The 11,939-nt window shown below is 60.6% G+C and carries 15 protein-coding genes and 1 pseudogene; 7 read left to right on the forward strand and 9 right to left on the reverse strand.

The annotated features are described in order from the left end of the window. Nucleotides 1-284: 284 nt before the first annotated feature. The 4 genes from LB547_RS23620 to LB547_RS23635 form a co-directional block, all read right to left on the reverse strand. Nucleotides 285-1,214, reverse strand: a complete 930-nt coding sequence (locus tag LB547_RS23620; RefSeq protein WP_140523050.1) for a DUF2493 domain-containing protein — start codon at nucleotides 1,212-1,214, stop codon at nucleotides 285-287. Nucleotides 1,215-1,571: 357 nt separating this feature from the next. Then, complete coding sequence (locus tag LB547_RS23625) at nucleotides 1,572-2,627, reverse strand: toprim domain-containing protein (RefSeq protein ID WP_140523052.1); 1,056 nt, start codon at nucleotides 2,625-2,627, stop codon at nucleotides 1,572-1,574. Beyond that, nucleotides 2,627-2,884, reverse strand: a complete 258-nt coding sequence (locus LB547_RS23630) for a hypothetical protein (RefSeq protein ID WP_140523055.1) — start codon at nucleotides 2,882-2,884, stop codon at nucleotides 2,627-2,629. The genes LB547_RS23625 and LB547_RS23630 overlap by 1 nt, the downstream gene beginning before the upstream one ends. Nucleotides 2,885-3,138: 254 nt before the next feature. Beyond that, nucleotides 3,139-4,098 carry an ArdC family protein gene (locus tag LB547_RS23635; RefSeq protein ID WP_140555422.1) on the reverse strand — a complete coding sequence of 320 codons (960 nt, stop codon included), beginning with the start codon at nucleotides 4,096-4,098 and terminating at the stop codon, nucleotides 3,139-3,141. A gap of 561 nt (nucleotides 4,099-4,659) precedes the next feature. Here LB547_RS23635 and LB547_RS23640 point away from each other — a divergent pair. The 3 genes and pseudogenes from LB547_RS23640 to LB547_RS23650 all read left to right on the forward strand — a co-directional run. After that, a pseudogene (locus tag LB547_RS23640) lies at nucleotides 4,660-4,875 on the forward strand (hypothetical protein); the annotation flags it as partial. Nucleotides 4,876-5,149: 274 nt separating this feature from the next. Continuing rightward, nucleotides 5,150-5,683, forward strand: coding sequence for a MucR family transcriptional regulator (locus LB547_RS23645; RefSeq protein ID WP_140523057.1), 534 nt, complete (start codon nucleotides 5,150-5,152; stop codon nucleotides 5,681-5,683). A 438-nt stretch (nucleotides 5,684-6,121) separates the two neighbouring features. Then, the gene (locus LB547_RS23650) at nucleotides 6,122-6,613 is read left to right on the forward strand and encodes a thermonuclease family protein (protein ID WP_140523060.1); all 492 of its coding nucleotides are present in this window, start codon (nucleotides 6,122-6,124) and stop codon (nucleotides 6,611-6,613) included. Between the two features lie 28 nt (nucleotides 6,614-6,641). Here the strand turns inward: LB547_RS23650 and LB547_RS23655 are convergent, their stop codons facing one another. Together LB547_RS23655 and LB547_RS23660 are read right to left on the reverse strand one after the other, a co-directional pair. Next, nucleotides 6,642-7,103, reverse strand: coding sequence for a hypothetical protein (locus LB547_RS23655; RefSeq protein WP_140499776.1), 462 nt, complete (start codon nucleotides 7,101-7,103; stop codon nucleotides 6,642-6,644). Next, a complete protein-coding gene (locus LB547_RS23660; RefSeq protein ID WP_140499774.1) occupies nucleotides 7,100-7,312 on the reverse strand; it encodes a hypothetical protein in 213 nt (70 codons plus the stop codon). Before LB547_RS23660 ends, LB547_RS23655 begins: the two co-directional genes overlap by 4 nt. 121 nt (nucleotides 7,313-7,433) lie before the next feature. Here LB547_RS23660 and LB547_RS23665 point away from each other — a divergent pair, with 121 nt between their 5' ends. Further along, nucleotides 7,434-8,021 carry a hypothetical protein gene (locus LB547_RS23665; protein WP_140499772.1) on the forward strand — a complete coding sequence of 196 codons (588 nt, stop codon included), beginning with the start codon at nucleotides 7,434-7,436 and terminating at the stop codon, nucleotides 8,019-8,021. Between the two features lie 15 nt (nucleotides 8,022-8,036). After that, nucleotides 8,037-8,300, forward strand: coding sequence for a hypothetical protein (locus LB547_RS23670; RefSeq protein WP_140523062.1), 264 nt, complete (start codon nucleotides 8,037-8,039; stop codon nucleotides 8,298-8,300). A gap of 20 nt (nucleotides 8,301-8,320) precedes the next feature. Here the strand turns inward: LB547_RS23670 and LB547_RS23675 are convergent, their stop codons facing one another. Both LB547_RS23675 and LB547_RS32535 read right to left on the reverse strand, forming a co-directional pair. Further along, nucleotides 8,321-8,914 carry an SOS response-associated peptidase gene (locus LB547_RS23675; protein ID WP_140523065.1) on the reverse strand — a complete coding sequence of 198 codons (594 nt, stop codon included), beginning with the start codon at nucleotides 8,912-8,914 and terminating at the stop codon, nucleotides 8,321-8,323. A 70-nt stretch (nucleotides 8,915-8,984) separates the two neighbouring features. Then, on the reverse strand, nucleotides 8,985-9,365 hold the full coding sequence (locus tag LB547_RS32535; RefSeq protein WP_224656320.1) for a DUF982 domain-containing protein: 381 nt from the start codon (nucleotides 9,363-9,365) through the stop codon (nucleotides 8,985-8,987). Between the two features lie 271 nt (nucleotides 9,366-9,636). Between LB547_RS32535 and LB547_RS23685 the strand changes: the two genes are divergently transcribed. Continuing rightward, nucleotides 9,637-10,338, forward strand: a complete 702-nt coding sequence (locus tag LB547_RS23685; RefSeq protein ID WP_140523067.1) for a response regulator transcription factor — start codon at nucleotides 9,637-9,639, stop codon at nucleotides 10,336-10,338. A gap of 225 nt (nucleotides 10,339-10,563) precedes the next feature. Continuing rightward, nucleotides 10,564-11,445, forward strand: a complete 882-nt coding sequence (locus LB547_RS23690) for a GHMP kinase (RefSeq protein ID WP_140523070.1) — start codon at nucleotides 10,564-10,566, stop codon at nucleotides 11,443-11,445. Nucleotides 11,446-11,615: 170 nt separating this feature from the next. Here LB547_RS23690 and LB547_RS23695 read toward each other — a convergent pair whose 3' ends face one another. Further along, on the reverse strand, nucleotides 11,616-11,882 hold the full coding sequence (locus LB547_RS23695) for a hypothetical protein (protein ID WP_181166228.1): 267 nt from the start codon (nucleotides 11,880-11,882) through the stop codon (nucleotides 11,616-11,618). Nucleotides 11,883-11,939 lie beyond the last annotated feature (57 nt).

Here is an 11,939-nt window from a genome sequence, read left to right on the forward strand (position 1 = left end):
CGCAATCACCGTGAAGGCAAAGCCGAAACGGCGGCACGCTTTGCGTAGTCCGACCCTTTATGGATTGATGGCATCAGGCCCTCGGACCGGACCAAGGAATTGCGCCGACAAACGCGGGGATAGGGTCCCTGTTCTCCATTCCAGGACGGGATGGGATGTGAACCTCATGGTTCGCCACTTCGCATTCACCGCCGCCAAATCGGCAGGAGCGATCGTTCGATCAACGCGCCGGGAGCGACGAAAAACAAAGCGAATGACTGGAGGCGACTGGCCTTGTGGCGCCGTCATGTGGCGCCGAACCTCATCACCGGAATGCCGAGCCTGCGGGCCTTGTCGGCGAGGTTGTCCTGAATGCCTGAGCCGGGGAAATGAATGACGCCAATCGGCAAGGTGTCGAGCATGGCGTCGTTGCGCTTGAAGGGCGCGGCCTTGCCATGTTTGGTCCAGTCCGGCTTGAAGGCAATCTGTGGCACCTTGCGGCTGTGAGCCCATTTGGCCGCGATCAACTCGGCACCTTTGGGTGACCCGCCGTGCAGCAGGACCATGTCCGGATGCTTGCCATGGACCTGGTCGAGCTTGGCCCAGATCAGCCAATGATCGTTGAAATCGAGCCCGCCGGTGAAGGCGACTTTCGGGCCCGGAGGCAACAGCACCTGACTGTCTGTATGCTTCCTCGCGGCAACGAAGTCCCGGCTGTCGATCAGAGCCGCGGTCAGGTTGCGATGGTTGACGACAGAGCCCGAACGCGGGCGCCAGATCGAGTGTGTGTGGCGCTCGTAATGCTCGGCGGCCTGATCGCGCATCAATTCGAAGGCGTTGCGGCGTTCGAGCAGCGTCTGACCTTGGGCGATGAGGCGCTCGAGCTCGACCGACTTGACCTCGGATCCGTCTTGTTCGCGCTGTAGCCGTTGCTGGCCAAGCTCGTTTTCATCGAGCTCGCGTTCGATCCGCTTGGTCGCGCGATGGAACAGATTGACCGTCCCCCACAGCAACTCCTCGAGGTCGGGCTCAAGGCGTGTGTCGGCCATCGCCACCAGGAGAGCGTCGAAGATGTCGGCGATGCTGGCGGCTATGACCCGGCCTTCGGGAAGCGGGCGCGGATCGGGTTCATCGTCGAAGGGACGGTAGCCGTAGAGCTGAAGCTCGTGCAGGATGTGGTCGATGGATGATGATGCGGGTTGCGGCTCGAAGTCGGTATCGTGCTCGGTGCTCATGGCGGCTTGCCTTCGTGGGACCGGCCGCGCCCATCGCGGCCTTCATGGCGACGAAGGCGATGGACGATCCGGACTTGCACCCGAAGCGCCAGCGCAGGGCCGGAACGGGAGTGAAGGATGGCGAAGCCCGGCTATTTTGGTTCGCGATGGAAAGGCCCGAAGACGAGGTCCCGGGCGGCTCGCCGCACGGGGTGGCAAGGGCCGCCGGAAAATAACGGGGCGCAGCCATTGCCTGTCCGGACCGGCTGGTGCCCGATCGCCCTCTGGAAGGCCGGTGGGCCGGCCCTCGCCTCAGCGAAGGCCCCCCTGCGCACCGAGGTACGCCTAGCAAATGCCACCCCTCCCTTCCCCTTCCGGTCAGGCCGCCAGCTTCACGAAGCGCTCGACATCCTGTGGCGCGATCTGAACCCGCAGGATCCCCCTCAGCGCATTGACGCCGAGTAGACGCAGATCCTCGTTGAGGTCGCCAAGTTTCGGCGTCAGAACCATGGCCTCGATACCGGCCGCGCTGGTGCGTTCAATCAGGGTTGCCACTGCTGCGTCGCCTGCCGGATCATTGTCACGGGCGATGTAGAGGCGCCGCAATGTGTCAGGAAACAGGATTGCGGACAGATGCGCCGCCGACAAGGCTGCGAGTGCCGGCATGGCGGGCAGGACAGTGCGTTGCGACAGCATGGTCTCGATGCCCTCACCGGCGGCCATGACATCGCAGCAGCAGCCGAAGCGGACAGCGTGTCCGAGCAGTTCGCCCATGGCCCGTCTCGGTGTCTCGAGCGGAGCGCGGCCGAGATGGGCTTCGCTAAATCCGCCCGGATCGAGCCAGGTGCGGTGGGCCCCGGTAAGCTTGCCTTTGAGGTCGGTGACCGCCGCGACCATTGCCGGCCAGGTTTCAGTCCGGCCGCGGTCTGAACGGTAGTAGCAGCGAGGATGAAACCGTAGGCTCCCAGTCTCATGCACGGCTGTAATCGCGCGTGCGCGCAAATACGTCTCCACAAGAGTTCCCCGTATCGGCTGCGACATGGAGACCAGCCGCCGCGCCGCTTCAGGGGAACCGCCGGCAGCGGGAACGGCTTGCTCCCACTGGCCCTTTGGTTCGTTCGTGGGCGGCATGGACAGAAAGCTGCGCGCCTCGCCGGACACATCCTTGAAGTCCGTCAGGCCAAGCGATTCACGGATGACGTCCAGAAGGTCGCCGTGCTCGCCGGTGGCGGCGTCGGTCCATTTCCCGGCGGCACCCTTGCCGCAATCCGGTCCCTTGAGACGCACAAACATCGAGCGCCCCGGCGCATTGCGGGCGTCGCCAACCAGCCAGTAGCGGCCCTCACGGCGACCGTTGGAAAGGTAACGGCGGCAAACAGCCTCAGCCTGCCGAGCAAGATGGCTTGCCAGTTCGGATGCATCGCGAGGCAGCATCAGCGGGCCTCCCTCTCACTGATGCGCTGCACTGGCCAACACTCGATAACCTTGGCCGGCACCGCAGGCCCGCTGGCGTCCGCCGGCACAAACATGCGCAGCTTCCAGGATATGATTTCATGGAAGAGTCCGTAGGCGGTGAGCCGCTCGCGCATGGTATCGGTGATGCGACGCACATTGGACTGGCCGAGCACCAGCTTGTTGAAAGGGATATCGCGCGAGGACGACAGCGTGATCTTTTGAACGGCAGTGGTCATTTGAAGGTCTCCGCGACGGGCCGCCGAGAGCCTCTCTCTCAGCCTTGAACCCGTCACAAGATCCCTCCAACCCTCTCCCTCTCCTGCCTGCACAATCCGGCACACCGTTGCTCGACTGCCGAGCGCGCACGCATGTCGGCCTGTACGTTGTCTCCGCGTGAGCCGATGGTTGGAGCGGACAGACGAAGTGCGGCTGGCACTTGATACCTATGCCGATCGGCGGAACGGTGCATGCGCTGTTCGGGTCAGCGAAATTATGCCGCCCATTTGTCGTTGCCTGCGCTCAGCCCGATGGATGCTTCGGCCTCCACCGGCACGTGGCCAAGAAGCCAATCGGCCGCCTTGCTGGCCAGGCTGGCGGCGCGAACGATGGCGCGATTGTCCTCGCGCAAAACCTCCAGCCATGAGCCGATGTAGTCGGCATGCCGAACCGTGGGCACTATGCCCAAGGCGGCGCAGCAGAAGGCCGCGTTGATTTCTGCCACGAGTTCCTCGAACGCATACTTCCTGGAGGCGGTAGAGCCGGATAATTTGCGATCGAGACGTGAACTGTGGCCGGTGGCATGACCGAGCTCATGCAAGGCTGTCCGATGCCAATTGATCGGCTCGAAGTAGGCTTGGGGCGGAGGCACCTGTATATAATCGTGGGCCGGCACGTAAAACGCCCTATCGCCGCCGATACGAAAGTCGATGCCGGTGGCCTTGATCAGCGCCTCGACACGCGGTTCGATCGGGCTAGCCACCGGCAGTACAGCCGAAGCTGCGATTTCGTCAGGTAGCCCTTTACATTGTTCAATGTTGAAAACGGTGAAGCGCTTGAGGAACGGGATGGCTTGAGCATCCTCACCCGTCTCGCGAGCGCGCTTCTTCTCGTGATCCGGGACAAAACGATCGGCATAAACGACCGTTGTCCCGCGCTCGCCTCTACGGACATTCCCGCCGAGCGCGAAAGCCTGTCGATAAGTTATCCAACTCTGCGTTGGGAACCCGCATTCAACGACCGCGCCCCAGAGAATAAGCACGTTGATCCCGCTATACGCGCGATGCGTCCTGGCATTCTTCGGCAGGGAAAGCGACGCGTTTGCGGCGGAAGTTCCCCATGGCTGAACCCAGGGAAAACGACCCCCTTCCAGCTCGGCAATTATCTTGCCGGTGATCTCGTCGTAGAGGTTCGACCGGTCGGCGGCGTGGGTTCGTTTGGTCCGGACATACATCGCGGTTCTCCGCGACGGGCGCCGAAGGCCTCTCCTTCCGCTTTCAACCCGTCGCGAAAAACCCCTCCCATCCTCTAACTCTCCGTCGGGAGAGCTCTGCTTTCCCGACCAAATGAAAAACGGCGTACAAGGCGGAGGCACCGAAATGTCCGTCATTGCGACCAAGTCAGTTCGGTGCTGGAGCAAGTTCGTGGCCCTGAGACCGGTTCAACAGAGGCGGCCGAAGGAGCATCAGCATAGCGCCGCCGCCAGGCGGGATGCGGGACCGACCGCCCCCGGCGAAGGGCGCCGGATCAAAAACGATTGGTGCCATGCCTGCGTAAAATAAGACACTCTTCGAAGAAGGGGGCACCGTTTTTACCGGTCGTCGCGTGATTCCGACGGTCTATTTCCAGTACACCAACTCGGCGCTCAACCAGCAAACCATCCTATTTACACGCCCTGACCGCAATTCACCGCACCGTTTGATCGGATCCCTTCCGGCAGTGGCTATACAATCCAGATCTTGATCCATGAATGGGAAGCCCACGCACAAGGGCGGACACATACCGGGGCGAGGTTATGAAAAGCGACTCCCTTTCCTATCCTTCTCGGGGTCTCTCACGCGAAGAAGCTGCCCGATATGTTGGCGCGGCCATGACAAAATTCGACCAGATGGTTGCTGACCGGCGCATGCCGAAGCCGAAGAAAGTTGACGGCCGCGTGATTTGGGATCGCCTTAAACTCGAAGCGGCGTTTACCGAACTACCTGGAGACGATGACGAGAATATCGTCGACTTCCTGTTTGCAAGGGAATCACCGCAGGGAATAGATTCATTCCGCCATGATCGACAAATGTCCCGGCCTCTCCTCTTACACCGACCTCTCGGCGTTTCGTTCATGGCAGCCTTGCCGGCTCTGCTTGGCTAGGTTGACTCGCCTAGGTGTAGTATTTTCGGCATGTTTTGGGAAAAAACATGTGGCTTGTAGAGGGAAATAAACTATTTGTCTCGCTGGCGGTATGGCAAATCAAAGCTCGATCAATTCGTCCGATACGGTAAGAGGAAACTATATGACCACTGCTCTCGAACATGACGGCCAACTGGATACTGTGTCGATAGCGGCCGACATCGTCGCCGCGTATGTCTCGAACAATCCGCTGCCGGTTGGCGAGTTGCCGAAGCTGATTGGCGATATTCATGCCGCTCTGAAAGGCATCGGCACGACGGCGATAGAGCCTGTGGTCAAGCAGGAACCGGCAATATCGATCAGAAAGTCGGTGACGCCAGACTTTATTATCTGCCTTGAGAATGGGAAGAAGTTCAAATCGCTCAAGCGCCATATCCGAGTTCACTACAATCTGAGCCCTAATGAGTATCGCCTGAAGTGGAACCTTCCAGTCGACTATCCTATGGTCGCGCCGAACTATACGGCCACGCGCTCGGCATTGGCGAAATCAGCAGGCCTTGGACGAAAGGCGGTGGTGCCCGCACCAACCGCGAACGAGAAAACAAAAAAACCAGCGCGCTTAGCAGCCGCAAGAACACCTGCGGCGTCAATCAAGTCACCGCTGAAGAAGACGCGCAAGGCATCCGTCAAAGCCTGAGGGACTGCCCTGGCAAGGTGCCAGGCTGTAGCGGCCTGACCTTGATGAAGCCCCGCCGCGTGGCGGGGCTCAGTTGCATGTCGGTTCAGTCTGCGGCACAGCGGAACCGGATGAGGGAAGAACTGCCCCGACCAAGAAGGTAAAGAAGAGAACTAAGGACCTGGGTCTTGGATCACCGAGGTCGCTGGCACGGAGCCGGGGTGTCGTAGGGAGGCGCAGTTATGTTTCGGATTATCGCCGCATTGGCGATCGGCGGCGTTTTCATGCCGGTGGATCCTGCGTCGGTCGTGCGGCGCCCACAGGCGCCGGTGCCCTGGTCGACGGTTTATGTCGAGGGATGTTGCAAGACTTGTTCGGCCGGTCAGGCATGTGGCGATAGCTGCATCTCGCGAGAGAAGCGATGCCACAAAGCGCCCGGCTGCGCGTGCGATGGCTGAGATGCCGCGATTTCCCGCCCTTGGCGTCTGCCGCTTGTCGGCCGCCTTGCTCTGCCTCACCTTGCCTTCCGTGGCCGAACCACTGGTGGGCATTCCATCAGTCGTGGACGGCGACACGATCGAAATTCATGGACAGCGGATTCGCCTCAATGGCATGGACGCGCCGGAGAGTGCTCAGATCTGCGCCATCGCCTCTGGCAAGAAGTACCGTTGCGGCCAGCAGGCGTCTCTGGTGTTGGCGGATTTCCTCGATGCGCATCGCCCAACATCGTGCATTGGAGTCGACCGCGATCGCTACAGGCGCATGGTCGCTGTCTGCACCGCCGCAGGCGTCGATATCGGCGAATGGATGGTCAGGCAGGGCTATGCGCTTGATTGGCCGAAATACAGTGCCGGCTTCTACGTTGGAGCCGAGCAGGAAGCCAGGACCGCAAAGCGCGGCCTGTGGGCCGGCTCATTCGACAAGCCCTGGAATTGGCGCAGGCAACACTAGGACCTTCGCCGTTCCCTCAGGAGCCGGTTCAATTCCGCGGCAGCTTGTGAATCTCCAGTCTCACCGGACCGCCTCGATCGCAGCTCGTGCAGACAAGCGCCCTCTCAACGGAGCTGAACAGCGCGTCCTTGCCGTATCGCCGAATAAGCGCGGCTGGCTTCACCTCGGCATAGTGCGAGCAGCGTTTGCACCAAGCTCGCAACGTGTGCCATTCGCGCAGATCGCCAAGTGAAACGTCCAACCCGGCATGAATGCTGCCGTTGATGACAGTCTGCGGTGGAACCTTCACCTCGCCCGGAGTGATAATCTTCTCCATGACATGGCGGCTGTTGTAGTGAATCAGCAGCATTCCGGGCCGACGCCGAATGGCCGCCTGCCAAGCTGCCTGGCTGACCACCGCGTCCGGAGATCGGCATATGGTTTCTAGATGGGTTTTCTCCTCTCGATCCCAGACTTCGATCCGGAAATTGTCTTCCGCCGTCTCGGTCATTGAACCCGCGCCTTATGCCAGCCGCGAGAATAGCCGTTCGAGACTGCGGCCCGCGACAAGCCCAGTTCCCGTTCAAGGTCGTTGTTCCTGGCAAGGACATTCAGCAACGCGACCAAGACATCGCCGCCGGCTGCGGCTATGGCCTGCTCAGCCACCTCTTCCAGTTCGGACATAGCTTCGCCGGCCGGCGCGTTCTGGCGCGTTCCCATGCCTCTTTCCTGCTCAGATGTCATTCAGGAATAAGGAACATATTCCTTCCTCGTCAAGAGCAGTCTTGACTCAATGTTCTCTTTTCGTTCACTGTAGCTAAAATAGTTACCGGAGACAGACATGGACCTGGTTTTGACCGTCCCAGGCGCATCGCCTGAGGAGATTTCGCGCGGCATCGCGGCCGCCGAGACGGCTTTGGAGCGCGCCGGTTTCACAGCCGAGGAAGCGGCACAAGGCGCCTTTGCACTCGAAGGCTGGGATATAAACGGCTTTCCGGAAGATGGATTGGACGGTCGAGCCGGCGCCTGCGCACAAGCCTGGGGCCAAGCCCATACCGCCGCCCTGGAGGCGTGCTGTGCCGGCTGGCCTGAAGAACGCAAGCCTCTAAGCGTGGATCTGGAGCTACTGATCGATCCGGAAACCCAACTCGTCGACCGCGTCACCGCGTTGGCGATGCTTCGTGCAGATGTTGAGCGAGGCGGCAAAGACACGCTTAGCGGAAGGGATTCCATCTTGGCCTGGCGCATTGCGGCCGATGTCGAAGATCGGTTCAAAATGCGAGACCTCATCGGCGACCTAACCGTCGTCTTCACCACTCTTTCGCTTTCTCATTTCCACCCTGACGAGCCGGTCGAACCCAAGCGCCAAGCCGTCTGTGATGCAATAAACGCGCTTGAAGCGGCGACGGAAAAGCAGGCCTCGCGCTGATGCGAAGGAGAGATGATGTCCGACCATGTCCTGCCTGGCCAGAAGAAGCCAAAGCTGATCGTCGTCATTGCCTTTGATCGCGGCAACGAGGGCGATCTGTTTGCCGCCTACGGCCCGGCGGATCAGCAAAGCGAGGAAAGGGCAGTTCGCATAGCCAAGGCGCTGGCTACCAGGCATGTCGGCGTCATCGCATGGAGCCGCGATGCCGATCCAGCGCTTGGGGACTACGGCCCGCCTACAACGCTTTTCGTCAGCGGTGACGTACCCGACATGGAATGATCGTCAGGATCGGCCTCGTGTTACGCGCTTTGCGGGCGCACCGTTTCCACTCTAAGCGACCCCGCCGGAAGCGGCCGCAAGAGTTCAGATTCGGGCTTCGTCAGGTTGATCCAGGCAGCCCAATTCTGCGGCTGAAGAACAACGACCTGCCGATTATGAAATGGTGCGACATCGGGCCCGGGATCAGTCGTCAGCATGGTGAAGGTAGGCGGCTTGTTGCCGGCGGCCTCACGCCAAAGCCCTGCGATGGCCATAAATGGAGAGCCGTTGAGCGTAAAGCGATGTTTCGCCTTCGGATATTTCGCACCAGTGAACTCGAAGAACCCGGAGGCCGGAATGAGGCATCGATTGCTGTTTGCGAATTGCCTCCCTTCGGAGCGAAAGTTGAACACCGGTCCCCCCTTTGGGCCCGCCGGCGGAAATCCGAACGTCATCGATGCCAATTCAATCGCATCGCCGGCGCCGCGCATTATTGGCGCCGGGTCATTAATGCGGATGTCATCCGCCTGCGGCAAATCGAGTTCGGTTTGGTGCGCCGGGATTTTGAGCGCCAGCGACGCCATCATCCGACAGTATTCACCCCACAGGACATGCTGTTCATAATCGTTGCACATGGAAGGCTCCGGGCGACCTTCTTAGAGTAAGCCTATCTGGCTCTCGATGAAAAGGCGGCTGCCGCTCAACTCAGCGGGCCCCATTTAGCCAGAATATCCCCTTCGTCGCGGCCTCAATGAATAGCCTGCGGGCGTGATGGGCCTCTTTCAGCCCTTCGAGAACACGCGGTAAGGCTTTCCGGGCCGCAACATCTTTCGAACTGGTCATCGCCGGCCATCGGGCTCCCCCTGGGAGTAGATTAATGATCAGGCGATAGGTTCCGGTTCGCCGGCGAGATCCGTTGCGGCGGGATGCCGATGACAGATACCACGGCCTACCTCGACCATCGTGCAGTGTGCGGACCGCCTTGGCGGGGACAGTCAGTCCCGCGTCCAGGCTTTCAGCCGTCGCTATGCTGACGCTCCTTAGGCTGTCCCGTTCACCACCGCGGCCGAGGCGGAATTCCTCCATCCCACGCGCGAGGCTTGTCCGCCGTTGCGGACGCGCGCGGGATTTCGGTTTATACGCCCTTTGTCTTTTTTGGCGGCGGCCGCCGCTGGACTCGAATTTGCCGTAGAGGGAAGCACGGACCGGCCGCCGGCATGTTTGCTGCGACGCCAAGCTCGTTTTTGGGCTTTGTTGTTTTGGGTGGCTTGTTCTGGCATGCTGGCCTTTGGGAATGCGGGATTCGAATATAGCCAGCCCGTCTTGATGGCAGCTGAAAGATCCTAACGCTGCGCATATGAAGCCATTGATAGTGATCTGCTCGAAGGACGCGGAATTTTATCTGCTCCTCAGCCACATTCTCGAGGTCGACGGCTTCGCCAGTACGCTGGCCGGTTCCATCGATGAAGTGCTGGAGCTTGCAGCGGGCATGCCGGTTCGGGCCGTGGTGCTGGATTGTCGACCGGACAACCAGCTGGGGGCCAAAAGTGCCGGGCTCAAGCAGGATGCTCGCACAGGCGCCCTCCCCTGTGTCGCTCTGGTGTCGCCCGGCGCGGAAGCTCAGCACATTCAGCTGCTGAGGTCTGGCATTGACGAATGCTTTGTCCGGCCGTTTGCCCCGGCCAAGCTGCTCGAATACCTGCGGGCCAGGCTGGCGGTGGGCCAAGCATCGGAACAGGGATCCCGGCGTGGCAAGTCGCTGGCATATAGCGATATCGAGATGCAGCTTGATACCCATCGCGTGCGCTGCGCCGGCAAGGAGATATCGCTCGGGCCAATCGAGTTCAAGTTGCTGCGCCACATGCTGGAAAATCCGGAAAAGGTGCTCAGCCGCGATGAGCTGATCGCCGTGGCCTGGACAAATAGCGCCAGTGTAAGCACGCGCGTGGTCGATGTTCACATGAGCCAGTTGCGAAAGTTACTCAGGCGGTCATCACGAAGCGTTGCCATTCGCACTGTAAGGCTCGCCGGATACGCGCTCGAAGACCAGTCGGCCTGATCATTCCCGCAGCACATATCGAGGAACGCCGGCAGCCGCCCCTGCCCGCCTGGTCGGGCTCTACATTTGTGACCAATATGTAAGAGGAAATAAATGCGCGTCATGTACTCGCAACGTTTTGGAATACAAAAGATTATCAACTTGGTTGTTGCTGTAGACGATCCGGCCTGCGAAAGTATTCACCGAGTAACTTAAGTGGTTGCTAAAGTATATGGAGGAATGCCCATGTCTGAGGGCTCGGGATACGCTGAAGCCATTGGCCATCACGGGGAACTGGTTCAAGGCGTTTTCGAGGATGAGGGCGCGCGGTTGCGACGCGCGCTGGTCTCGCTGCCCTGTCGTCATCTGAGGTCCAAAGCCAGGTTCAGCGCAAACGATAGCGATCACGTGACTGTCTGGCCAGCCTCGCGGGAGAAGGCTCGACGCGCGGCCGAGTTGACCATCAATGCATTCGGCCGGCCCGGCAGCGGCGGCCATCTCTCGATGGATAGCAACATCCCCATTGGCCGTGGCATGGGCTCCTCCACCGCCGACGTTCTGGCAAGCATCCTGGCGGTATTGAATTGGTTGGAGATCGATGCGGCGTCGGATGAGGTCATGCAGCTCGCGGTCAGCGCGGAAACGGCCTGTGACTCCACTTTGTTCAGGCAGCAAGCGGTGCTGTTTGCGCACCGGGACGGCATCGTGATGGAGGCATTCCGCAAGCCGCTGCCGCCGATCGACTTCATCAGCATCGATACCACCCCCCAGCTCACGGTCGATACGCTTGAATTCGAGCCGGCGCGTTACGGTCACCTGGAGATCGAGACCTTTCGGCCGCTTCGAAGCCTGTTGCGAACAGCCATCAAGAATGCGGACGCCCGCATGCTGGGCAGGGTTGCGACGGCGAGCGCGCGGATCAACGAGCGGTTTCTTGCCAAACCACGGCTGAGAGAGATCGAAACCGTCGGTGACCGCTTCGGCGCCATTGGCGTTCAGGTCGCTCACAGCGGCACGGTCGTCGGACTGATGTTCGACGCTAGAGACCAGAATGCATCCGTAAACATCGATCGCGCGGCAGGCGCTCTGCGTCAGTCCAATTTCGAGCCGACGATCTTTCGCCATTGAACGCCTGGCACGCAGGAGTAACCCATGTCGACCCGTGCGCTGATGCGAAAGCTGGAAGATTTCGAGGGCCCGCGCCTTGTGGCGCTCGGCGGAGCTCTTTTCGGCGCCAGCTTCTTCCTGATGAAGCTGCTGCCAGCCCGGTTCATGCTCGAGCGGGCTGTGGAACGCGATCAGTTGAAGCCTGAAGCCACGATCTGCGAATCCTCGTCGGGAACGGCGGCAACGGCGGCAACAACGTCGGCTGCTGCTCGACGCAAACGATCCCGGTGCTCGGCGGTCATGGCGGCAATGGAAGCGCCGGCGTTTCGCTTGTCTCCGGAGCCACATTCACTAACCTCGGGACGATCACCGGCGGCAATGGCGGCAGCGGTGGCAACGACAATGCGGCTCCCACCACGGGCGGCAATGGCGGCAATGGCGGGATAGGCGTCACGCACAGTCAGCGGATGTTAAAAAGCCCGCCACTGCGGAAACAGTGACGGGCTTCATCGGAG

The sequence above is a fragment of the Mesorhizobium sp. B264B1B genome (genome assembly GCF_020165765.1).
Lineage (GTDB): Bacteria > Pseudomonadota > Alphaproteobacteria > Rhizobiales > Rhizobiaceae > Mesorhizobium.